This is a genomic window from Pseudarthrobacter sp. BIM B-2242 (assembly GCF_014764445.1).
GTDB classification, from domain to species: domain Bacteria; phylum Actinomycetota; class Actinomycetes; order Actinomycetales; family Micrococcaceae; genus Arthrobacter; species Arthrobacter luteus_A.
In genome coordinates this window covers 3,049,306-3,071,869 of sequence record NZ_CP061721.1, presented here as the reverse complement: position 1 = coordinate 3,071,869, position 22,564 = coordinate 3,049,306, and the positions used below count along the sequence as shown (strand labels likewise).

General features: G+C 65.9%; 24 protein-coding genes. 10 read left to right on the top strand and 14 right to left on the bottom strand.

Translation table 11 applies throughout. The features are described from left to right. The first annotated feature begins 93 nt into the window (after positions 1 to 93). The 3 genes from IDT60_RS14125 to IDT60_RS14115 are packed head-to-tail and all read left to right on the top strand — an operon-like array spanning position 94 to position 2,079. Positions 94 to 561: a MaoC family dehydratase N-terminal domain-containing protein gene (locus IDT60_RS14125; RefSeq protein ID WP_191079501.1), complete on the top strand. Its 468-nt coding sequence runs from the start codon at positions 94 to 96 to the stop codon at positions 559 to 561. A gap of 2 nt (positions 562 to 563) precedes the next feature. After that, positions 564 to 1,001, top strand: coding sequence for a MaoC family dehydratase (locus tag IDT60_RS14120; protein WP_191079500.1), 438 nt, complete (start codon positions 564 to 566; stop codon positions 999 to 1,001). A 10-nt stretch (positions 1,002 to 1,011) separates the two neighbouring features. After that, entirely contained in the window at positions 1,012 to 2,079 is a 1,068-nt protein-coding gene (locus IDT60_RS14115; protein ID WP_191079499.1) for a UDP-N-acetylmuramate dehydrogenase, read from the top strand. Positions 2,080 to 2,081: 2 nt separating this feature from the next. Here IDT60_RS14115 and IDT60_RS14110 read toward each other — a convergent pair whose 3' ends face one another. Beyond that, positions 2,082 to 2,519, bottom strand: coding sequence for a hypothetical protein (locus IDT60_RS14110; RefSeq protein WP_191079498.1), 438 nt, complete (start codon positions 2,517 to 2,519; stop codon positions 2,082 to 2,084). An 88-nt stretch (positions 2,520 to 2,607) separates the two neighbouring features. Here IDT60_RS14110 and IDT60_RS14105 point away from each other — a divergent pair, with 88 nt between their 5' ends. Then, positions 2,608 to 3,705, top strand: a complete 1,098-nt coding sequence (locus IDT60_RS14105) for a winged helix DNA-binding domain-containing protein (RefSeq protein ID WP_191079497.1) — start codon at positions 2,608 to 2,610, stop codon at positions 3,703 to 3,705. A gap of 94 nt (positions 3,706 to 3,799) precedes the next feature. On the opposite strand, the gene asd is transcribed toward IDT60_RS14105, so the two are convergent. The 11 genes from asd to IDT60_RS14050 form a co-directional block, all read right to left on the bottom strand. Continuing rightward, positions 3,800 to 4,942, bottom strand: a complete 1,143-nt coding sequence (gene asd, locus IDT60_RS14100; protein WP_191079496.1) for an aspartate-semialdehyde dehydrogenase — start codon at positions 4,940 to 4,942, stop codon at positions 3,800 to 3,802. 115 nt (positions 4,943 to 5,057) lie between these two features. Then, complete coding sequence (locus IDT60_RS14095) at positions 5,058 to 5,528, bottom strand: hypothetical protein (protein ID WP_223883728.1); 471 nt, start codon at positions 5,526 to 5,528, stop codon at positions 5,058 to 5,060. 63 nt (positions 5,529 to 5,591) lie between these two features. Then, complete coding sequence (locus IDT60_RS14090; RefSeq protein WP_164205819.1) at positions 5,592 to 5,810, bottom strand: NF038396 family protein; 219 nt, start codon at positions 5,808 to 5,810, stop codon at positions 5,592 to 5,594. 1 nt (position 5,811) lies between these two features. After that, positions 5,812 to 6,396, bottom strand: a complete 585-nt coding sequence (locus IDT60_RS14085; protein WP_164205821.1) for a dihydrofolate reductase — start codon at positions 6,394 to 6,396, stop codon at positions 5,812 to 5,814. Then, positions 6,393 to 7,196, bottom strand: a complete 804-nt coding sequence (locus IDT60_RS14080) for a thymidylate synthase (protein WP_164205823.1) — start codon at positions 7,194 to 7,196, stop codon at positions 6,393 to 6,395. The genes IDT60_RS14085 and IDT60_RS14080 overlap by 4 nt, the downstream gene beginning before the upstream one ends. Before the next feature lie 155 nt (positions 7,197 to 7,351). Next, the gene (locus IDT60_RS14075) at positions 7,352 to 7,741 is read right to left on the bottom strand and encodes a GntR family transcriptional regulator (RefSeq protein WP_191079495.1); all 390 of its coding nucleotides are present in this window, start codon (positions 7,739 to 7,741) and stop codon (positions 7,352 to 7,354) included. Continuing rightward, a complete protein-coding gene (locus tag IDT60_RS14070; protein ID WP_223883727.1) occupies positions 7,738 to 9,438 on the bottom strand; it encodes a hypothetical protein in 1,701 nt (566 codons plus the stop codon). Before IDT60_RS14070 ends, IDT60_RS14075 begins: the two co-directional genes overlap by 4 nt. A gap of 85 nt (positions 9,439 to 9,523) precedes the next feature. Further along, a complete protein-coding gene (locus IDT60_RS14065; protein WP_164205827.1) occupies positions 9,524 to 10,492 on the bottom strand; it encodes an NUDIX hydrolase in 969 nt (322 codons plus the stop codon). Between the two features lie 8 nt (positions 10,493 to 10,500). After that, complete coding sequence (locus IDT60_RS14060; RefSeq protein WP_191079494.1) at positions 10,501 to 12,750, bottom strand: RNA degradosome polyphosphate kinase; 2,250 nt, start codon at positions 12,748 to 12,750, stop codon at positions 10,501 to 10,503. A gap of 149 nt (positions 12,751 to 12,899) precedes the next feature. Beyond that, positions 12,900 to 13,871: a mycothiol synthase gene (mshD, locus tag IDT60_RS14055; protein ID WP_191079493.1), complete on the bottom strand. Its 972-nt coding sequence runs from the start codon at positions 13,869 to 13,871 to the stop codon at positions 12,900 to 12,902. 215 nt (positions 13,872 to 14,086) lie between these two features. Further along, complete coding sequence (locus IDT60_RS14050) at positions 14,087 to 14,785, bottom strand: response regulator transcription factor (RefSeq protein ID WP_164205833.1); 699 nt, start codon at positions 14,783 to 14,785, stop codon at positions 14,087 to 14,089. A 380-nt stretch (positions 14,786 to 15,165) separates the two neighbouring features. On the opposite strand from IDT60_RS14050, the gene IDT60_RS14045 reads away from it, so the two are divergent. The 6 genes from IDT60_RS14045 (at position 15,166) to IDT60_RS14020 (ending at position 20,659) form a co-directional block, all read left to right on the top strand. Next, complete coding sequence (locus tag IDT60_RS14045; RefSeq protein ID WP_164206843.1) at positions 15,166 to 15,900, top strand: permease; 735 nt, start codon at positions 15,166 to 15,168, stop codon at positions 15,898 to 15,900. A 170-nt stretch (positions 15,901 to 16,070) separates the two neighbouring features. Next, positions 16,071 to 16,685: an FABP family protein gene (locus IDT60_RS14040; RefSeq protein WP_191079492.1), complete on the top strand. Its 615-nt coding sequence runs from the start codon at positions 16,071 to 16,073 to the stop codon at positions 16,683 to 16,685. Between the two features lie 94 nt (positions 16,686 to 16,779). Continuing rightward, on the top strand, positions 16,780 to 17,502 hold the full coding sequence (locus tag IDT60_RS14035; RefSeq protein ID WP_191079491.1) for a flavodoxin family protein: 723 nt from the start codon (positions 16,780 to 16,782) through the stop codon (positions 17,500 to 17,502). Positions 17,503 to 17,615: 113 nt separating this feature from the next. Next, entirely contained in the window at positions 17,616 to 18,701 is a 1,086-nt protein-coding gene (locus IDT60_RS14030; protein ID WP_191079490.1) for a folate-binding protein YgfZ, read from the top strand. After that, complete coding sequence (locus tag IDT60_RS14025) at positions 18,698 to 19,138, top strand: ankyrin repeat domain-containing protein (protein ID WP_191079489.1); 441 nt, start codon at positions 18,698 to 18,700, stop codon at positions 19,136 to 19,138. Before IDT60_RS14030 ends, IDT60_RS14025 begins: the two co-directional genes overlap by 4 nt. 3 nt (positions 19,139 to 19,141) lie before the next feature. Next, positions 19,142 to 20,659: a DHA2 family efflux MFS transporter permease subunit gene (locus IDT60_RS14020; protein WP_191079488.1), complete on the top strand. Its 1,518-nt coding sequence runs from the start codon at positions 19,142 to 19,144 to the stop codon at positions 20,657 to 20,659. Positions 20,660 to 20,666: 7 nt separating this feature from the next. On the opposite strand, the gene IDT60_RS14015 is transcribed toward IDT60_RS14020, so the two are convergent. Both IDT60_RS14015 and IDT60_RS14010 read right to left on the bottom strand, forming a co-directional pair. After that, positions 20,667 to 21,383 carry a GNAT family N-acetyltransferase gene (locus IDT60_RS14015; protein ID WP_191079487.1) on the bottom strand — a complete coding sequence of 239 codons (717 nt, stop codon included), beginning with the start codon at positions 21,381 to 21,383 and terminating at the stop codon, positions 20,667 to 20,669. Positions 21,384 to 21,410: 27 nt separating this feature from the next. Continuing rightward, on the bottom strand, positions 21,411 to 22,436 hold the full coding sequence (locus IDT60_RS14010) for a 6-phosphofructokinase (RefSeq protein WP_164205849.1): 1,026 nt from the start codon (positions 22,434 to 22,436) through the stop codon (positions 21,411 to 21,413). Positions 22,437 to 22,564 lie beyond the last annotated feature (128 nt).

The window sequence follows — 22,564 nt, the reverse complement described above, 5'->3', positions numbered from 1 at the left end:
TCCTGCAAGCAGGTCACTTGATGGAATGATGAATTCATCATATCAAGGGATGGCAAGACCCCGACGGCTGCCCGGAACGATAGGCTTGAGGCCATGACTATCAATCCGGATCTGCAGGGCCGCAGCTACCCTGCCGCAGAGGTGTACGACGTCGGCCGCGAGAAAATCCGCGAGTTCGCCCGCGCCGTCAAGGCAACGCACCCCGCCCACTTCGACGTCGAGGCCGCCAAGGCCCTGGGCCACACCGATCTGGTGGCGCCGCCCACGTTCGCCATCATCATCGCCCAGCGCGCCGACGCCCAGCTGATCGAGGATCCTGATGCCGGCATCGATTTCACCCGCGTAGTCCATGCCGACCAACGCTTCATCCACCACCGCCCCATCGTCGCCGGCGACCGGCTGGTGGCGGAACTGCACGTTGACGGCGTCCGTGCCATGGGCGGAGGCGCCATGATCACCACGCGCCAGGAAATTTTTGCCCTGACCGACGGCGGCAGCGGTGCACGCGAGCCCGTCGCCACCGCCACATCATCCATTCTCGTCCGCGGAGAGGGACAGTAACCATGAGCCCCACCTTCCACGAACTCAGCGCCGGCCAGGACATTGGCAGCCGGACCATCGAGGTCACCCGCACCGACCTGGTCAAGTACGCCGGTGCGTCCGGCGACTTCAACCCCATCCACTGGAACGAGGCCTTCGCCACCGGCGTGGAACTGCCCGGCGTGATCGCCCACGGCATGTTCACCATGGGTGCGGCAGTGCAGCTGGTCACCGACTGGGCAGGCGACCCCGCCGCCGTCGTCGACTTCCAGACGCGCTTCACCAAGCCGGTCCTGGTCACCGACACCACCGGAACCACGGAACCCGGGGCCACCATCGAGGTCAGCGGCGCCGTTGGAAAGCTCGACGCCGAGGCCGGCACCGCGCGCGTTGACCTCACCGTGGTTTCGGCCGGGCAAAAAGTGCTGATGAAGGCCCAGGCCGTCGTCAGGCTGTCCTAGGGATGGAGCTGTGACCCAGACAATGCTCGCGGCCCTGACCACGGCCGCTGTGGGCGGTCCCGCCGGCAAGTACGTTGAAGCCCGGACCGAGGCGGAGATCATCGACGCCGTCCGCACGGCTGACGCGGCGGGGGAGCCCGTCCTCGCGATCGGTGGCGGCTCCAACCTGCTGATTTCCGACGACGGGTTCCCCGGCACCGTGGTGAAGATCGCCTCGGAAGGGTTCACTGTTAACGCTGAGGACTCCTGCGGCGGTGTGGCGGTGGTGGTGCAGGCCGGCCACAACTGGGATGCCCTCGTGGAGCACGCCGTGCTGCATGCGTGGTCCGGCATCGAGGCACTTTCCGGGATCCCCGGGGCAACCGGCGCTACTCCGGTCCAGAACGTCGGGGCGTACGGTTCAGAGGTCTCCCAGACCATCGCCGCGGTCCGGACGTGGGACCGGACCCGGAATGCTGTCCAGACCTTCACCAACTCCGAGCTGAAGTTCGGCTACCGGGATTCCATCCTGAAGCAGACCACCGTGGACGGATCGCCCCGGTACGTTGTGCTGACCGTCGAATTCCAGCTGCCGCTGGGCCGGATGAGTGCGCCCATCCGCTACGCCGAGCTGGCCCGCTCCCTGGACGTCGAACCCGGCAAACGGGCTTACTCAAACGATGTCCGGCGCGAAGTGCTCCGCCTGCGCGCGTCCAAAGGCATGGTGCTGGACGCCGCCGACCGGGACACATATTCCACCGGATCGTTCTTCACCAACCCGGTTGTCCCCGCGGACGTCGCCGCCGGGCTGCCGGACAACGCACCGCAGTACCCCGCCGGTGTGGACGGCATGGTCAAACTCTCTGCTGCCTGGCTGATCGACCGGGCCGGGTTCGGCAAGGGCTACGGCCTGGAACCGGACAGCGCGTCCGGCGGGCGCGCGGCGCTGTCCACAAAGCACACGCTGGCCATTACCAACCGGGGCTCAGCCAGTGCCAAGGACATGCTGGCCATCGCCCGCGAGGTGCGGGACGGCGTCGTCGAACGCTTTGGCATTGAACTGCATCCGGAACCGCTGCTGATCGGGCTGACGCTCTAGCCTTACCCGGGCTGCACAGCCGGTGCGAGGAGGCCTTCTTCGCTGCCGATCAGCCTGATGTTCGCCGCCGCCCCCATCAGGGCGGCGGCCCATCCGGTCAGGGCCAGATAGGGGCCGGTAAACAGCCAGACGAGGAGTCCCGGCACCGCCAGGCCCGTGGTGGCGGCGGCGATGCAGACCGCCAGGCCGGTCACGGCGGTGACATGGGCGAGGATCCAGAGCAGCCGGCCACTGAGCGGATAGAGTTTCCAGTCGCGGACAATGCGGAGGGTGGCACGGCTGACCCTGACACCGGGAAACAGGACTGCGTACCCTCCGCCCAGGCAGAGGAACAGGGAAGGCAACAACACCTCAAGCCCCTCGTCACCGCCCGGGTATCCCAGCGCCGGGGCAAGCCCGAGGGCCACCCCGGCCAGGACCGCAGCGGTCCCTCCTACCATCCATCCTTGTGTTTCACGCGCGAACAACGGCCACAAACTCCCCAAAGTCATGCTTCTACCCTATCCGGCAGGGTTCTACGATGAGGACATGGCAGCCACCCGCGTCACCCGCAACGTTATGGGCCGGCTCCGGCTGGCATCGCAGGGGCTGCTTGGTCCCGGGCTGGCCTCAGTCCCGGCGGCTGTCCGCTGGATGACGGCTACCCAGGCGCAGGACCTGCAGGCTTCGCTGTTGGCTGTTGGACTGCGTGTCCCCGGTGCGGGGCTGTCGGACATCCGGGCCGCCCTGGACGATGGCAGCGTGGTCCGTTCCTGGCCAATGCGGGGAACGCTCCACCTGGTGGCTCCGGAGGACCTGCGCTGGATGCTGAGCCTGACGGCGGAACGGCTTCACCGCGTGGTGGCGGGCCGGCACCGTGAACTGGACATCACGTGGGCGGACATCGAAAAGTGCCGGGACGTGGCCTTGGAGCGCGTGGTCGGGGGCGGGTCAGTCAGCAGGAACGAACTGTTCGCCGTGTTTGAGGCCGCTGGCCAGCCCACGGCCGGGCAGCGCGGGATCCACATCCTGGGGACGCTGTGCCGGCATGGGTGGCTGGTCCAGGGGCCGCTCTCGGGGAACCAGCAGCTGTTGGTGGCCTTCGACGAGTGGATCCCTGAGTCCCGGACGCTGGAGCGGCAGGACGGGATCGCGGAGTTCGTGCTTCGCTACTTCCGGAGCCACGGCCCCGCCACGCTCCGCGATTTCGCGTGGTGGACCCAGATCCCGCTGACCGAAGTGCGGTCCGCTATGGAACAGGTCCGGGGCCTGCTGGTCGAGCTGGAATTCTGCGGTGCCGGCTATTGGATGTCGCCGGAGACCGCATCACTGCTCGACGACGGTGTGCCGGGCCAGCGGTCGGTGCTGCTGTTGCCCGGCTTTGACGAGTTCCTGCTGGGCTACCAGGACCGGAGCCTGGTGCTGGCGCCGGAGCACGCCAACAAGATCGTCCCCGGCGGCAACGGCGTGTTCAAGAAGACCCTCGTGGCCGGGGGAGAGGTGATCGGCACGTGGTCCCGCGCAGGCGCAGGCCGGAGCGCCGCCGTCGTGCCTGAACTCTTCGACGGCACCAAGCCGCTGGGTACGGCAGCACAGGCAGCCTTCACCCGGGCAGCCGAACGGTACATCACCTTCCTGGACCGCTGAGCGGGCCCAGGACGCAGAAGCGGCCCCGGCCCGCAGGAGCGGTGCCGGGTAGCACCGCTCCTGCGGGTCGGGACCGCTCGTGTCAGGGGAAAGGCTACAGGTTGCCTGTGGCGATGTTGAGCATGCGGCGCAGCGGCTCGGCGGCGCCCCAGAGGAGCTGGTCGCCCACGGTGAACGCGCTGATGTACTCCGGGCCCATCTCCATCTTGCGGATACGGCCAACCGGGATGTCCAGCGTGCCGGAAGCGGCCACGGGAGTCAGGCCGGCCATGGAGTCTTCCTTGGTGTTGGGGATGACCTTGGCCCACTCGTTGTCATCGGCAAGGAGGGTTTCGATCTCGGCCACGGACAGGTCCTCACGGAGCTTCAGTGTGAGGGCCTGGGAGTGGGAACGCATGGCACCGATGCGGATGCACAGGCCGTCCATGATGATCCGGTTCTCGTCCGAGGTGCCCAGGATCTTGTTGGTCTCAACCCCGGCCTTCCACTCTTCCTTGGACTGTCCGTTGCCAAGGTCCGCGTCGATCCAGGGGATCAGGGAGCCGGCCAGCGGCACGCCGAACTGGGTGGCGTCGATGTCCGTGCGCTGGTGAGCCAGGACCTTCCGGTCGATTTCGAGGATGGCCGACGCCGGGTCGTCCAGTTCGGAGCTCACCTCGGCGTTGAGCGTGCCGAACTGGCTGAGCAGCTCGCGCATGTGCCGGGCACCGCCGCCGGAGGCTGCCTGGTAGGTCATGGACGTGCCCCACTCAACGAGGCCGTTTTTGAACAGCCCGCCCAGGCCCATCAGCATGCATGACACGGTGCAGTTGCCGCCGATGAAGTCCTTGGTGCCGTTGACCATGCCCTTGTCGATGACGTCGCGGTTGATCGGGTCCAGCACGATGATGGAGTCGTCGTTCATGCGCAGGGTGGAGGCGGCGTCGATCCACAGGCCGTCCCAGCCGCGGCCGCGCAGCTCGGTGTGGACCCGCTTGGTGTAGTCCCCGCCCTGGGCGGTGACAATGATGGGCAGCTTCGCCAGGGCGTCGACGTCGAACGCGTCCTCGAGCTTGCCGGCGCTGCCCGCTGCTGTTCCAGCGAGTGACGGGGCGGCACCTCCTGCGTTGGACGTGGAGAAAAATACCGGGTTGATGTTGGCGAAGTCGCCTTCGTCCTGCATGCGCTGCATCAGGACGGAGCCGACCATGCCGCGCCATCCGACCAGGCCGACGGAGGGGGTAGCTGCTGTAGTCATTCGTACAGTTTAGACTTCGGAACCGGCACCGCGCAGTCGGTTACGTCACGGCCCGATGCACGGCGGCGGCAGGCCGCACGGAGGGGCGGGAAGCGGCGGTCACCGTCCGGTGCGGTCAGACGTCGGAGGGCTTCGTCGGGGAAGGACTGGCAGGAGGCGTGGACACGTGCCCGCTGCCGGGCCTGGGGGCACCGCGCTCCTGGCGGATCCTGGCGGCCCGGTGCTCGTCCCTGGCCATGCCAAGCGTGTACCAGCAGCCCAACCCGGCTAGTGCTGTCAGGAACAGCGCACCCCAAAAAGGCTGCTCACCCTTGCCCAGCGGCATCAGCAGTATGATCCAGGATGCGACAAACAACAGTCCCAGGACGAGGGACACAATTCCCATGCCCCACCAGGTCCTGACCTGGGCCTGCCCGCGGCCGGGCGAGAACCCGATCTCATCGCCGGCATAGCTGTGGAGCTCGCCGGTGTCAGTCCTGCGGAGCACCCGCTTCTCGCCACGGGACAGGGCTTCCTTGTGCTCGGCATACACGGCGTCATTGCGCCGTTCGCGCTCGCTCCCCGGCCCCCACATATTTCCAGCCACTATGCATCATCCCCAAAAGATCCTGCAGTTAGAGTTCATCAGGCTGACGGTACAGATGAGCCGTCAGCCGCGCTTGTCGTCCTGCAGCATGGCCTGCTTTCGGGCGCGCAGGGCGAAGAAGGCACCGAACGCGAAGACCTGCGTCACCACCACCAGCACGATGGCGCCGGCGATCTTGTTGCCGCCCAGGACCATGGTCAGGCCAACAATTGCGGAGAGCAGCGCGAGCAGCGGCAGGAGCATATAGCCCAGCACAAACAGTGTTTCCGGTTTTTTCAGCATCTCAGCCCTGCGTCCTAACCCATTTGGTAAACCTGTAGCGCGTGCCGTTGGCTGCCGTCAGCCATCCGTCCGGCGGAACGGCCGAAGCCGCTTCCCACGTTTCGTCGAGCTCCGGAGCGAACGTATCGCCGTCGGCCTCCACATCAATCGTGGTGACCACCGCGACGTTGGCAAGGTCTGTGGACTGGCGGAAAACTTCGCCGCCGCCCAGGATCCAGACTGTTTCGCCGCCGTCGACGAACTGGGACTCCAGGAGCGCATCATCCAGGGAGGGAACCACGACGGCGCCCTTCGCCTCGGGTGAGTCGCCCCAGTTTTTCTGCCGGGTGACCACGATATTGGTGCGGCCAGGCAGCGGACGGTACTTTTCCGGGAAAGACAGCCACGTTTTGCGGCCCATGATTACCGGGTGCCCCAGCGTGAGCCGGGTGAAGTGCTTCATGTCTTCGGGCAGGTTCCACGGCATGTCGCCGTCTTTGCCGATCACGCCGCCGGACGTTTGGGCCCACACCAGGCCGACGCCGGTGACGGTATCGGCGAGCTCTTCGGTGAAGGCCTGGGGATCTGCTGTGTTCTCGGTGCTCATACGGCGATCGGTGCCTTAATCGTGGGGTGGTGCTGGTAGCCAACCACGTCGAAGTCGTCCAAGGTGTAGTCGAAAATCGATGCGGGCTTCCGGGTGATCTTCAGCTGCGGGTAGTCATAGGGCTCCCGGTCCAGCTGCTTGAGGACCTGGTCCATGTGGTTCTCGTAGATGTGGACGTCGCCGCCGGTCCAGACAAACTCGCCCGGTTCCAGCCCCGCCTGCTGGGCAACCATGCACGTGAGGAGGGCGTAGGAGGCAATGTTGAAGGGCACGCCCAGGAACATGTCTGCGGACCGCTGGTACAGCTGGCACGAGAGTTTGCCGTCTGCCACGTAGAACTGGAAGAACGCGTGGCACGGGGGCAGCGCCATGTCCTTGAGCTCGGAGACGTTCCAGGCGGACACGATGTGCCGGCGCGAATCCGGGTTGGACTTCAGGTTCTCCACCAGTTCGGCGATCTGGTCAATGTGGCCGCCGTCCGGAGTGGGCCAGCTGCGCCACTGGACACCGTACACAGGACCCAGTTCGCCGTCCGCGTCTGCCCATTCGTTCCAGATGGTCACGCCCTGGTCCTGCATCCATTTCACGTTCGATTCGCCGCGCAGGAACCAAAGCAGTTCCACCGCAACAGACTTGAAATGTACGCGCTTGGTGGTGATCAGCGGGAAGCTCTTGCCCAGGTCGAAGCGGATTTGGCGGCCGAAAACGCTGGTGGTTCCGGTGCCCGTCCGGTCGGATTTGTGGGTGCCATGGGCCAGGACGTCGCGGAGGAGGTCTTCGTAGGGCGTCGGGATACTCACGGCTAGAGTCTACCTTTTGGGACCGGGTGCGGCCGCAACAGCCGACACAGCCCTGACGCAAACCGTGTTGGATAGGCCATGAGCGCCAGCAGCACCAGTGATGGCACGAACCCGTGCGCTGCCGGCGTCGGTCATGAGAATGTTCCTGCATCATGTCAGCCCTTCTGGAGCTTTCCGCGGACCAGGTCGAGCAGCAGCTGATCGCTAAGCCGCGCGTCGCGGCCCGCGTTGATCAGAAGGTCGACGGCGGCAGTCACCGCTTCGGGCACGGTCCCGTTTGATCGGGCCGAGGCTCCCGGCGCCGGTTCTGCCACCACGGTTCCGTTCCGCCGCCGGGATTCGATGAGGCCGGCCGCCTCAAGTTCCTTGTAGGCCCGGCTAACCGTTCCAGCCGCGATGCCCAAATCGGCGGCGAGGCTGCGAACGGTGGGCAGCCGGCTTCCGACCCCAAGATCACCGGTGGCAATCAGGGAGCTGATCTGCGAACGGATCTGCTCGTACGGCGGGGTGGCCGACCTTAGGTCTACGGACACTCCCGCATTCATCGGGCCGCCTGCGTAACAGTTCTGCCCGATGCGGGGATCCGCGCAAATCCCCGAACGGGGATCACAGCGATCACCACGCCGACCGCCGCTAGCATCGCCCCGGCGATCATTACCGGCTGCCACGCGGCCGGCCACAACGCAGCGGGCAGACCCAGGGCAGGCGGCCACGCACTGCTGGCCGTCATCAGGACCACGCCGCCCTGGACCGTGCAGTAGGCAGCCAGCGTCCGGACCACCCGGTGAACCGTAATTGCCCTGAGCGCGGCGTCCAGGCCGGGAAGATCGGCGGAAATGCCGGGGCGCTTCCGGGCCACCGCAACGGGCAGGCAGGCGGCCGCTGCCACCACAGCTGTTGCCGTGGCGGCGATTGCCCATGCCGCTGATCCGCCATTGGGGCTGTCCGCTCGCAGTGACCCGACAAACCCGGCCTCCAGCAGTTTCCACTCGCCCACGGCCGTTACTGCAGTGATTGCCACGTACAGCACGGCGGCGGTAATACCAGTGGTGAGCAAAGCGGGGCTGACCGCCTCCCGCGGCCAAGTCCTGGGTACCTCCCGTGAACCGTAGTTGCGCTGAAGCAGCAGCTCGCCCGCGCCTGCCACGAGCAGGACGGTCACGGCCAACAACGGCACGAAGAACATTTGCTGCCCTGGAAACCCGGAGCCCGGCACAAAGAATCCGGGGATAAAGGTGGCCAGCACTCCGGCTGCCACCGCCGCGATGCCCATGGCTGCCCCGACTGAGACCGACAGCCTGGTGGCCGGGTGGGTGGAGGCCGGCGAGTCAGCCAATCGGATTCCGTAACCGTCTGTGTGGGCGCTTGGCAGCTTTGGCGGTGCCCATGCCCACATCGTCAGCAGCACCACGAGTGCCACGAGTCCCGCGGGATTGGTCCAGCCGGTCGAATTCGCGGCAGGGTCCGGCCGGACAGCGAAATTGCCCGCCACAGCGCCAAGCCCTGCGGCGATCGTTGCGACGGTCCGCAGTAACCTGTTCATGGCGATAGTCCGCAGAACGTCGTTCTCCTGCGGGTTCAGGGCCTCGAGCTGCCTGCGGCGGCTGATGAGCATCAGCACAGAGGCTGTCCCTGCAGCGAGGGCGAGCCAGGCAGCACCCAGGCAGGCCGCCAGCACGTTTCCCGCGATACGCCCGTCTCCTCCGACGGGACGGAAATTGCCGGCGCTGTCCTGGATGGTGCTAAACGGGATGGGTTCGTAGCCGGGAAGGGTAGCCACGTAAGCAATCTGCAGGCCAGCGCCGGCAAGAATGGCCAGCACAGTCCACGCCAGGCGGCGTGGCAGGAAGCCCCTGACCCTGCGGACGTCCAAGCTGGCAATCCTGCGGGGGAGCCGGGGTCCCGGATAGCTCAGCTGCCCGATGGCGTGGATGGCCAGGCACCCAAGGACCGGCCAGGCCAGCGCCACCAGGATGCCGGTAGGACTGGCCAGGGCCGGTGAGGTGCCGGTCAGCGGAAGGATGCCGGCGTTGGCGGCGGACTGCAGCGAGCTCGCAAGCCATCCCAGGACGCCGACCCACAGCGCATGCTGGGAAACGCTGACCGCCGACGCTCCGCCACCGGGAGCCCGGACCACCCACCGCAACAGCAGGTACAGTCCGGCAGCCAGCAGGAACGGCCCGATCAGCAGCATCGGCGGCACATCCGGGACGCTGAATCCAAAGCTGTCGGCGCCTGGCACATCATCCCCCAAAGATTTTATGCATCAATGTACTAAGTATTTGATACAAAGAATCCCGCGTCAATGGTTGGGACGGCCCGGAGCCTTAGTCGTCAAAGGGCTTGAACTGCTCCACCGCGACGATGCGTTGTTTATGGTTGGCAGCCACGTGGCACACCACCAGTTCCCCCGGGGACAGGTACGGGTCCGAGTCCGGAAGGAGGGCACGAAGGCGGCCGGGCATGCGCTTGGCCAGCTGGGCCAGCACGGTGGGCAGCGCCGGACGGTGCGTACAGACCGCCACGGGGCGCTGCTTTTCCAGCAGCGTCTCAATGACGGCGGCCGTCTTTTTCGGGGTGCGCGCGTGCCGGTGTTCGGTCAGCGCGTCCACCAGCTTGACCTTCGCTCCGGAAATCTTCAGGTATGGCGCCACAGTGGACACACAGCGCCGCCAGGGGCTGGTCACCACATGCGGCGGCTGCCACGCCTGCAACAGCCGGGCCACGGCCTCCGCCTGCCTGATTCCGGTGGCCGCCAGAGGCCGCTCACCCTCCGCTTTGGACCACGATGAGCGGGGCTTTGCCTTTGCGTGCCGGACCACGATGAACGGCCACGTGTCCAGCTGGTCGTCCTTATAGGCGGCCTGCAGGTACTCCAGGGGGGCGACGTCGGACGGGTTGGACAGCAGGCCGGCCGCGGTTTCCGGAGCACACCACACCACACGGTCCACCTCCTTGCCGTCAGGAACCAGGCGGTCCCCGTTGACGCGGACCGCCCAGTAGTGGACCACCTTCAGGCCGGAGGGCACGTGATAGTGGATGGCCGGCAGGGGGATGCCCAGGGGCGCGGCGAGCCCGATCTCCTCGCGCACCTCCCGCGCCGCGCATTCCGGCAGGGTCTCCCCGGGGTCGATTTTGCCCTTCGGCCAGGACCAGTCGTCGTACCTGGGCCGGTGGATCACCAGGACTTCAAGACCGTCCGAGCTGATCCGCCACGGGATGGCGCCGGCCGCCACCACCGCGACCGCTTCGCCGGGATGGTCCGTCTGGTCTGCTACAAGGATGTCGCTGGACAACGCCGGACCTACCGCCGGCTCAGGCTGCGCTGGCGCGTGCGCGATGCCAGAAGCCAGGACTGGATGTCGTCAAGGGGCGTGCCGTCGTCGGAGATGTGGTGGCGGCTCCATTGGCCCTGGTTATCCAGGTGCCAACTGGCTGTCTCCGGATCCATGTACCGGCGCAGCAGGTCAAGAACGTAAGTGATGTCCTCAGCGTTGGCCAGCTGGACCAGCGCCTCGACCCTGCGGTCAAGGTTGCGGTGCATCATGTCTGCCGAACCGATGTAGACAACCTGGTCCCCGCCGTTGGCGAAGGCGAATACCCGCGAGTGTTCCAGGAAGCGGCCCAGCACTGAACGTACCGTGATGTTTTCGCTGAGGCCCGGCACACCAGGGCGCAGTGAGCAGATGCCGCGGACAATGACGTCCACCATGACACCGGCCTGCGAAGCGCGGTAGAGGGAATCGATGATGGCCTCGTCCACCATGGAGTTGACCTTGATCTGCACCCGTGCGGCCAAGCCGGCCCGGGCATTGCGGATCTCGGTCTCGATCCGGTCAATAAGCCCCGAGCGTACAGAACGCGGTGCCACCAGCAGCCGCTTGAACGTGGATTTGGGGGCGTAGCCGGAGAGCTGGTTGAACAGCTTGGACAGATCCTGTCCGACCTGTTCGTTGGCTGTCAGGAGGCCGAGGTCCTCGTAATACCTGGCAGTGCGGGGATGGTAGTTGCCTGTGCCGATGTGGCAGTAGCGACGAAGCCCGTCCACTTCCTGGCGGACCACCAGGGACAGCTTGCAGTGCGTCTTGAGTCCCACGATGCCGTAGACCACGTGGACGCCCGCCTGCTCGAGTTTCCGGGCCCAGGAAATGTTGGCCTGCTCATCGAACCTGGCCTTGATTTCCACCAGCGCCAGCACCTGCTTGCCGGCCTCGGCGGCATCGATCAAAGCGTCAACGATCGGGGAGTCGCCTGACGTCCGGTACAGGGTCTGCTTGATTGCCTGGACCTTGGGGTCCGCGGCGGCCTGTTCCAGGAATGCCTGCACGGAGGTGGAGAAGGAGTCGTACGGGTGGTGGAGCAGAATGTCGCGGCGGCGCATCGCGGAGAAAACGTTCGCGGCCTTGGACGTCTCGGACTCGTTGAGGAACCGCGACGTGTGCGGCATGTGCTTGGGGTAATGGAGGTCGGCGCGGTCGATGCCGGCGATAACCGACAGCCCGCGGAGGTCAAGCGGGGCGGGCAGCGAGTACACCTCGGACTCTTCCACCCCAAGTTCGCGGATCAGCAGCGCCCGGATGTTCGGGTTGATGTCGTTGGTGACTTCGAGACGGACGGGCGGACCGAAGCGGCGGCGCAGCAGTTCCTTTTCCAGAGCCTGCAGGAGGTTCTCGGCGTCGTCCTCTTCAACCTCAAGGTCCTCGTTGCGGGTCACGCGGAAGATGTGGTGTTCCAGGACTTCCATGCCTGCGAAGAGCTTGTCCAGGTGGACGGCAATGACTTCTTCCAGGGCGATGAAGCGTGCCACGCGGCCGGCCACGGCCCCGGCGCGCGGGCCGTCAATGGAAATCAGGCGGGGCAGCTGGTCCGGAACCTTAAGGCGAGCGAAAAGTTCCTTGTCGCTGACCGGGTTGCGCACCACTACGGCAAGGTTCAGCGAAAGCCCGGAGATGTACGGGAACGGGTGTGCCGGGTCCACAGCCAGCGGCGTCAGGATGGGGAAGACCTTTTCGGCGAACAGTTCGCTGAGCATCTGTTTCGCGGCGTCGTCCAGTTCGTCCCAGTGCATCAGGTGAATGTGCTCATAGGCGAGCGCCGGCCGGATCTGGTCTGCATAGACCTGGGCATGGCGCTGCTGCAGCCGGTGGGCCTCGTCCCCGATCCTTTCGAGCACCTCAACCGGGCTGAGTCCGGCGGGGGAGGGCACGGCAAGGCCAGTGGCGATGCGTCGCTTCAAGCCGGCAACGCGGACCATAAAGAACTCGTCCAGGTTGGACGCGAAAATGGACAGGAAGGCCACTCGCTCCAGCAGGTGGAGGTTGGGGTCTTCAGCCAACTCCAGAACGCGGGAGTTGAAAGCGAGCCAGCTGAGCTCGCGGTCCAGGAAGCGGTCCGGACGGATGTCGCCTTCGGGTACCAGGTTGGGGGCAAACTCCGGAATGTCGATCCGATCCTGGGTGGCGCGCGAGGCCGGGACTTCGGATGAACCAAAGCGGGCCCGAACGGGCACTGCGGGGCCCTCGGACGTGACTGTTCCCGCGGGTTCCGGTTTCATGGTGTCTCCTCATTACCTGGCGCTTGATGCTGGCCCAAGGCCGGCGCGGTTCTCTACCAACCTTACAATCAAACCCGCTCCGGGGGCCCTGGGTTTCGGGCCGGGCACGGCCGTTTATCTGCCGAGTGGGCTAACTCACCAGGCGGGGCCTAAACGGTGGCAACGGGCCCGTACATTACATCCATGTCCCAGCGCGTGAAGCCCAGTCGCCGGTAAAGCGCCACTGCCGCGGCGTTGTCAGCATCCGTATAGAGCATGACGGCATGAAGCCCGAGTCCCTGCAGGTACCTGATGCCGGCCACAGTCAGGGCCTTACCCAGTCCCATGCCCTGGGCGGCCGGCGTGACGCCTACCGCGTAGACCTCACCGATCGCCGGGTGCGCGCCGTGGCGAGGATGGACTTTGGTCCAATGGAAACCCAGCAGCCGGTCCTCTGCGTCCACAGCGAGCAGGAAGCCGGCGGGATCAAACCAGTCCTCCGCCATCCGGGCATCCAGGTCCGCGCGGTTCAGCGAGCCCTGCTCCGGGTGGTGGGCGAACGCGGCGCGGTTCGCTGCCAGCCAGCCCTCCTCATCCTTGCCCGGCACAAAGGCGCGGAGCGTGACACCGTCCGGAAGGCCGACGTCGGGCAGTTCGGCCGTGGCGGTGGTCAGACGCATCTTCCAGAGCTCGCGCACCGGGCCGTAACCGTAGCGCGCGGCAAGGTCGGCTGCCGCCTCATGGTTGCCGTGGGACCAGGCCTTCAGGCCGTCGAGGCCGCGCCCGGACTGGAGCGCACCCACAAGGCGGTCCGCCACACCCTGGTTGCGGTAGCTGGGGTGGACGGCGATCTCCAGCACGCCGCTGCCATCGGCCTCTTCCACCACCACTGCGACTCCGGCCAGGTCCTGCCCGGAGGAGGGGTCTGAGTCCTCGTCCGGGGCGTAGAGGGCAAGGGTCAGCAAGGAGTGCTCAGCGGAGTCACCGGCGCGGACGGTTACCACTGTCTGCTCGGACAGGGAGGGGTTGCCGTCGGATTCCTCGGCGGCTGCCAGGAGGCCCAGGCAGTCCTTCAGCAGTTGCTTGTCCACTCCGCCGTGGACAACAAGGACGGGCCATTTTTCCGGGTGCGCAGGACTCATGAGGCAAGGCTATACGCCCGCACGGGAACGTGCCCCGATTTGATGGCTTCCTGCCGCTTACGTATAGTCGGTACCTCACCCGGCACATAACGCGCCGGGCGAGGGGGATCCACCAGTGGGGTGGCCTCGATACGTTCGACCCGTATGTCCTCCACCTACAGGCGCAAAGCAACAGCCCCGGACCAATGGTCCGGGGCTGTTGCTTTGCGCGGCTGTCAGGCCTCCGTCAGTTCGTCTTCCTGCTGACGCACCAGGGTGAGTCGATAACCAACGTTGCGAACGGTGCTGATCAGGTTTTCATGGTCCGCGCCCAGCTTGGCGCGGAGACGGCGCACATGGACATCCACGGTGCGCGTGCCGCCGTAGTAGTCGTAGCCCCACACCTCCGTGAGCAGCTGCTGCCGGGTGAATACGCGGCCGGGGTGCTGTGCCAGGTACTTGAGGAGTTCGAATTCCTTGAACGTCAGGTTCAACGGTGCGCCGTTGACGCGGGCCGTGTAGCTGGCCTCATCAATGACCACGCCGGCCGCCCTGATTTCCGTCGGGGCGTCCTCCTGCTCGGGGACGGCGCGCGCCACAGACAGCCGGATGCGCGCCTCCACTTCGGCGGGACCTGCCGAATCGAGCACAATGTCGTCCACGGCCCAGGCAGAGGAGACGGCAGCCATGCCGCCCTCGGTAAGGATCAGCATCAGCGGCGCGCTCAACCCGGTCGCCTTGAGTAACTGGGTGAGCGAGCGGGCGCCTACCAGGTCCTTCCGGGCGTCCAGCAGCACGATGTCGCACGGATCCGTCTCCAGGAGGGCGGTGGGCTCGGCGGCGAGGATATGCACCCTGTGATTCAGTAATTCCAGGGCAGGCAGAATGTCCACCGATGACCCGGTGCTGTTCGTCAATAGCAGGATGTGCGACATTGTTCCTCCAAGGGGCGTCCGCGCATCTTCGGGCGACTGAACCGGGTTCTCACCGGCGGGAACCAGCTCCCTGCGCTGGCCGGAGCCGGACGGGAATCCATCCGGCCGGCAACCTTTGCGGGAAGCGTAGCTGAACTCTGAGTATACCGAACGGTGTTCCCGCGAACAGGGATTCCTGCTGCCAAGACCTTCGTTTTGCGACATATCCGGGTCATATAAGGCAGGATTGGGGAATGGGGCAGAACGCCCTGCCGCGGACGGCAGAGCCGCCGGGTCCAGAGCCAGAACGGGAATGCAGCGAATTGAGTGCAGAGCAGAAGCGGCGAACCGAAACGGGCGGGCCCAGAGTCAGCCCGGCGGTGCGTACCCCGTCGCGATCACTGGGCTCGTGGGTTATTGGCCTCATCGGCGTCGCAGGACTCGTTGCCATCATCGCCGGAGTGTATGTCTCCCGGGAAGCGCTGGTCGGCGTCGCAAGTATCATCGCGGTGGCGGTCGGCATTGGCTGGCCCCACTTCCTCCGAATCCCTGCGAAGAAGACCCTTGCAGGTGTTATTGCGCTGCCCGGAGTGGGCTCGGCAGTCGCGGCCGGCTATCTCCCGGCCCCGGGATTCCTCAACTGGACTCCGGCCTTTATAGCGTTGGGGATGATGGCCGTATTTGTGGTGCAGCTCATCCGGGGGACCGGCCAGGCCAAACGCCTCGAATCCACGCTGGGCTGCTGCGCCGGCGTGCTCCTCTCGTGCCTTGGCGCCGGCTGGATTGCAGGTGCCCGGTTCAACGGCGTCCGCGAAATGATGCTTGTGGCGGCCATCAGCGCCGGCGTGGCATTGCTCGCCGGGCTGATCCGCTGGCCGGACAGGGTGGTGGCTCCGCTGGGCATCGCCCTGGCAGGACTAGCGGGGCCGCTCGCCGGCCTGGTCTTCTCCGACCTCGCCGTGGTGCCGGCCGCGATCTTCGGTGTGGTGGTGGGCGCTGTCCTGGTCAGCTTCCGCCGGCTTGTCACACTTCGCGGGGGTCCGCTGAATCTTGCTGCCGCCCTTAGCATGGGTCTGGCACCTGTTTCCGCGGTGGGCTCCCTTGCTTACTTCATAGACAAACTACTCATCTACTAACGGTTAGGATGGCATCATGTCCGTACTTGCATTTGAAATCTTCTTCCTTGTCCTTCTCGGCGTCGCCAGCCTGGCCATGGCCTGGTTTGCCGGTTTTGTGGTTTACCGCCTCTTCAAAGGCCAGAAGTAAACCCCTGTCCCGGAGCTAGCGCTTTTCTGAGGTAATTGTTGTGCCGATTGAAATTCCAACAGACCTGACACCGGAACTTGTTCCGCTTTCCTGGCTCATCGGTGAGTGGGAAGGCAGCGGCCGGCTTGGCAGCGGTGACGAAGATTCTGAACACTTTGTCCAGCACGTCTCCTTCACGCACAACGGCCTGCCGTACCTGCAGTATCGGGCGGAAAGCTGGTTGACGGACGACGACGGCACCCGCCTGCGGCCACTCACGGTTGAGACCGGCTTCTGGGCGCTTGAGCGCAAACAGCTCGATGCCGACGGCGGTCCGGGCCTGATTCCGGCAGACATCGTCCCGGCACTCAAGAGCGCCGACGAAGTCGAAGCCCTGCGCAACAAGGACGGCGGCTTCGACATCTCCGTGTCCATCGCCCACCCGGGCGGGATCTCTGAGCTTTACTACGGGCAGATCAAGGGCCCGCAGATCCAGCTCACCACGGATATGGTGATGCGCGGAAGCCATTCCAAGGATTACAGCGCTGCCACCAGGATCTTCGGACTGGTGGACGGCAACCTGCTCTGGCGCTGGGACGTTGCCACAGGCGGCACCGGACAGCCCGGAACCGGCCTTGAGGCGCATGCTTCCGCCTTCCTGAAGAAAGTGTCCTGACCCGGCACTACTTCGCCGGCGATCAGTAGACTGAGCTTCCACAGCGTCACTGGCCCGTACGGGTGAACCGGACCTGTGTGAACCCGGGAGCATCATGGCTGCAGCGCAGAACACCACCGATTACAGCGACCTGAAGGCGCTGTTCTTCAACGGCACGCTGAAGCGGTCACCGGAGACCAGTAACACTGAGGGCCTCATCGAGGTCAGCCGCCTGATCCTGGAAAAGCAGGGCGTCAGCACGCGCGTGATCAGGACGGTGGACCACAACATCGCCAGCGGTGTGTACCCGGACATGACGGAGCACGGCTGGTCCACCGATGAGTGGCCGGACCTGTACCCCGCGGTGCAGGAAGCAGACATCGTGGTTGTGGCCGGCCCAATTTGGCTCGGGGACAATTCCTCGCAGACCAGGAAGCTGATTGAACGGCTCTACGCCCACTCCGGGGAACTCAATGACAAAGGCCAGTGGGCCTTCTATCCGAAGGTGGGCGGGTGCCTGATTACCGGCAACGAAGACGGTATCAAACACTGCTCCATGAACGTCCTGTACAGCCTTCAGCACATCGGCTTTACCATCCCGCCCCAGTCCGATGCCGGGTGGATAGGAGCCGTCGGCCCTGGTCCCAGCTACCTGGACGACGACTCCGGCGGCCCTGAGTCAGACTTCACCAACCGCAACACCACGTTTATGACCTGGAACCTGTTGCATTTCGCCAGGATGCTGAAGGATGCCGGCGGGATTCCCGCCTACGGCAACCTTCCGGAAGAATGGAAAACCGGTGCACGCTTCGATTTCGAAAATCCGGAATACCGCTGATACCCGCCCTCACCTCGCATCGCCGCATCGGGTCCCTGCCCCCGCACCCCCGGGCCGGGGCACTCGCCGGAACGGGACCGGAATACTCACTGACTAAAGGACGTTCCCCCAGTATGACTACCCCCAGCCCACTCCTGTCGCGCCCTGGCGCGGTCGAGGCCACCGGCGCGGACGCCGGCGTCGCATCCCACTACGGGGAGCCGCTGCGCGAGCAGCGCGCCCTCGCGGCCGGCACCGCCGTCGTCGATCTTTCCCACCGCGGTGTGGTCACTGTCAGCGGCCCGGACCGGCTGACCTGGCTGAACACGCTGTCTTCGCAGCAGGTCACCGGCCTGCAGCCGGGGGATTCGAGCGAATTGCTCCTGCTCAGCGTCCAGGGGCGGATCGAGTTTGACGCCCGGGTAGTGGATGACGGCGAAACCACCTGGCTGATCGTCGAGGCCGCCGAGGCTGCCCCGCTGGCTGAGTGGCTGGACAAAATGAAGTTCATGCTCCGCGTCGAAATCAACGATGTCTCCGGTGACTGGGCCGTCCTCGGCACCACCAAGGATGTGCCTGACTGGGCCGGGCTGCTGGCCTGGCGTGATCCCTGGCCCCACGTGGGCGCAGGCGGTTACGCGTATTCCGTGGTGGCGGAAGCTGACCATCCCGGGCTGGAACGGCCCTGGATCGAGTACCTGGTGCCGGCCGCCCAGCTGGAGCAGACGCTGGGGGACCGCCCGCTCGCCGGCATGCTGGCCGCCGAAGCCCTCCGCGTCGCTGCCTGGCGTCCCCGGCTCGGCGCGGAAACGGACGACAAAACCATCCCGCACGAACTGGACCTCCTCCGCACCGCGGTGCACCTGGCCAAGGGCTGCTACAAGGGCCAGGAGACAATCGCCCGGGTGCACAACCTCGGCCATCCGCCACGGCGCCTGGTGTTCCTGCAGCTCGACGGCTCGCAGCACACCATGCCGGCACCGGGCAGCCCGGTCATGCTGGGCGAGCGGAAGGTCGGAACGGTGACCTCTGTGGCCCAGCACTACGAAATGGGCCCCGTCGCCCTGGCAGTCATTAAGCGGTCGGTGGCACCGGATGAAACACTGACGGTGCTGGACGGAGACGAACCCTATGTCGCCGCCCAGGAAGTGATTGTTGCCCCCGACGCCGGCCAGGTTGTGGGGCGTCAGACAGGATTCTTGAAGGGGACCCGCTCATGACCGAAAACGCCGCATCCGACGCTTCTGAATCCCTCAGGCAAGGGCCTGCCAGCCAGGCGCCTGACGAGGAAACGCTTGCGCTGGCGGAGAAGCTCTTCCAGGCCGCCCGCGAGGGAGACGCCGGGCTTTTGCGCGCGTACCTGGAAGCAGGGGCGCCGGCTTCCATGACCAATGCGGCCGGCGATTCCCTCCTGATGCTGGCCGCCTACCACGGACATGCCGGGACCGTTGAGCTGATCCTCCAGCACGGGGCAGAGGCTGACACGGCCAACGACCGCGGCCAGACACCGCTGGCCGGCGCGGCCTTCAAGGGATACACGGACGTCGCCAAACTCCTGCTGGAGGCCGGTGCAGATCCCGACGCCGGCACCCCGTCTGCCCGTGACGCGGCGAAGATGTTCGCCCGCACGGACATCCTCGATCTGCTGGGAGCCTGACGCTTGGAAAGCGTGGCAAGGCCCTGGCCAGCCCTCTGGTCACTGGTGATCGGGTTCTTCATGATCCTGATCGACACCACCATCGTGTCCGTAGCGAATCCCCGGATCATGGAGGGCCTTAAGGCGGACATCAACTCCGTCATCTGGGTTACCAGCGCGTACCTGCTCGCGTACGCCGTCCCGCTGCTCATCATGGGCAGGCTGGGCGACCGCTTCGGGCCGAAGCGGCTGTACCTGACAGGCCTGGCGGTCTTCACGTTGGCGTCGCTGTGGTGCGGACTGTCCGGGGACGTCCAGTCACTCATCATGGCGCGCGTCCTCCAGGGCCTTGGTGCTGCCATCATGACCCCGCAGACCATGGCCGTGATCACCCGCATCTTCCCGCCGGACCGGCGCGGCCCGGCAATGGGCATTTGGGGAGCCACCGCCGGCCTGGCAACACTCGTGGGGCCCATCCTGGGCGGCGTCCTGGTGGATGGCCTGGGCTGGGAGTGGATCTTCTTCATCAACGTTCCGGTGGGCATCGTCGGCTTCATCCTGGCCTGGCGGTTCGTGCCGTCCCTCAGCACCCACCCGCATAAGTTCGACATCCCCGGTGTCCTGCTCAGCGCCGTCGGGCTGTTCCTGCTGGTTTTCGGAATCCAGGAAGGCGAGACCTACAACTGGGGGACCATCACCGGTCCCATCACCGTATGGGGGCTCGTCATTGCCGGCATCGCCGTGCTGGCGGTGTTTGTGCTCTGGCAGCGGTTCAACAAGGGCGAGCCGCTGCTGCCCCTGGCCCTCTTCAGGGACCGCAACTTCTCCCTCGCCAACATCGGCATCACCACAGTGGGCTTCACCATCACTGCCTTTACTCTCCCGCAGATCTTCTACTACCAGATGGTCCGCGGCCTGACGCCAACCCAGTCCGCGCTCATGATGGTTCCCATGGCCGTGATATCCGGCGGGCTTGCCCCGGTGGTGGGAAGGATCATCGACCGCGGCAACCCGAAGTACATCGCGGCCGCCGGCCTGGTCCTGATGTCTGTGGCGCTCTTCTGGAACTCGGCACTGATGCACCCGGACACGCCCATCTGGATCTTCCTGCTCCCCAGCGCCGTCCTGGGCCTGGCCAACGCGGGGATCTGGGCTCCGCTGAGCACCACCGCAACCCGGAACCTGGCGCCGCGCCAGGCCGGTGCCGGATCAGGCGTCTACAACACCACCCGGCAGATCGGGGCCGTGCTGGGCAGTGCCGCGATAGCCGTGCTGATCCAGGCCAGGCTCGCCGCTGAACTCCCCGCGGCACCCGGAGAAGCCGCAGGCGGCGGCCCCATGTCGTTCGCCGGGACTCTGCCCGAGGCACTTCAGGAGGGCTTCTCGACGGCGATGGGCCAGTCCATCATGCTGCCGGCGGCCGTGATCCTGCTTGGGGCGGCTGTGACGCTGTTCTTCGCCAAACCAAAGCCCGTTGACGGCTGGGGTGCCGGAGAGGCACCGGCAGCTGCGGTTTCGGAGAGCTCCACCCGGCCCGTGTAGCGGCAGGTCAGCCCAGGTGGACGCTGGTCTGGATGCCGCCGGCAGCCAAGCCCAGCTTCCTCGCCAGGGCGACGGCTCCGGTGTTGCTGACTTCAGCGCGCCACTGGACAGTAAGCCCCGCGGCCAGTGCTTCGTGGGCGGCGATCGACGCGGCAAGGGAGCCCAGGCCGCGCCTACGCCACTCGGGGTCCACCAGCACTCCCAGATGGGCCAGCAGGCCCTCCCATTCCGCGTAGGCACCACACGCCACGGGAACCCGGCGGCCGTCGACCTCGTGCACGATGGTGTACCTGTTTTCGAGGTCGGAGAGGCCCACTTCGTTGACGTCGTCCGGCGGGCACAGCCCTTCGAGCTCGATCGCCTCAGGGTTGCCGTGCGAGACGGTCAGTTCCTCGGACGGCTGCCGGAGCGGCAGGTCGTCTGCGAAGAACAGTGCGGCAGCACCGAGGCCGTGGCCGCCGTGCGAGCGGGTCAGGGTCAGGAGGGTCACGTGCTGGGCCATCTCGTCGTCGGGGATGCCGGCGGCCGCGTCAATGACCCACTGCGGGCCCACCAGGGCTGAACTGCCGAAAAGCCTCACGAATTCCACGGTCTTTGCAGCGTCGTCCGCCCTGACCACCCGCTCACCGGAAATCAGGGCAGCTGCGAAAGCACCGTCGTCGAGCCCCAGGTGCCGGGCCCAAGCGAGCTGGATGATGGCGGCGGAACCCGGGTCAAGAGTCATATCCCCAGCCTAGGCGCCGTGTGCGGCTCAACCGAACAGGACGGCCGCTTCGTCGTAGCGCTTCTGGGGAACTGTCTTCAGCTGGCCGAGGGCCTTCTCGAAGCCGACGTGCTCGATGTCGGTGCCCTTGAGGGCCACCATGGTGCCCCAGTAGCCTTCCACCACGGAATCAATGGCTGCCATGCCCAGGCGCGTTGCGAGGATACGGTCGAAAGCTGAGGGGACGCCGCCGCGCTGGATGTGGCCCAGGATGGTGGCCCGGGTTTCGATGCCGGTGCGGGCCTCGATCTCCGGCGCGAGCTGGTCCGCGATGCCGCCCAGGCGGGGCCGGCCGAAGGTGTCAAGACCGCGCTCTGAATGCGGGGATTCCATGTGCTCCGGAACGAAGCCCTCGGCCACGACAATCAGGGGTGCGCGGCCGCGGTCGTGGGCTTCCTGGACCCACTCCGTGATCTGTTCGATGCTGACCTTCTGTTCCGGGATCAGGATGGCGTGCGCACCGGACGCCATCCCGGCGTGCAGGGCGATCCAGCCCACGTGGCGGCCCATGACCTCGGCGATCATGCAGCGGTGGTGGGACTCGCCCGTGGTGCGGAGGCGGTCGATGGCCTCGGTGGCGATCTGGACGGCGGTGTCGAAGCCGAAGGTGTAATCGGTGGCGTCGAGGTCGTTGTCCACCGTTTTGGGAACCCCGACGATTTTGAGCCCGGCGTCCGTGAGGCGCTTCGCTGCAGCCAGTGTGCCTTCGCCGCCGATGGCGATGATGGCGTCGATGCCGAGGCGGTCCATGTGGGCCTTGATGACTTCAGGGCCGCCGCCGTTTTCGAAGGGGTTGGTGCGGGAGGTGCCCAGGATGGTGCCGCCCTGCTTGGCGATGCCGCGGACCATGGTGCGGGGAATATCGATGATGTCGCCTTCAACCACACCGCGCCAGCCGTCCAGGAAGCCTACGAATTCGTGGCCGTGGATGGCGATGCCCTTGAGGACCGCTCCGCGGATGACCGCGTTGAGTCCCGGGCAGTCGCCACCGCTGGTAAGAATTCCAATTTTCATTTCTCTGCTCAAATCCTTATTGAAGGGCGTACGGGCAGAGCGCCACGCTGAGCTCAACCTAGATTGTAGTCGGTGGTGTGCGTTACGACACAAACCGGTTACACAAGGCCCCCGTTCCCGGAGGGTGT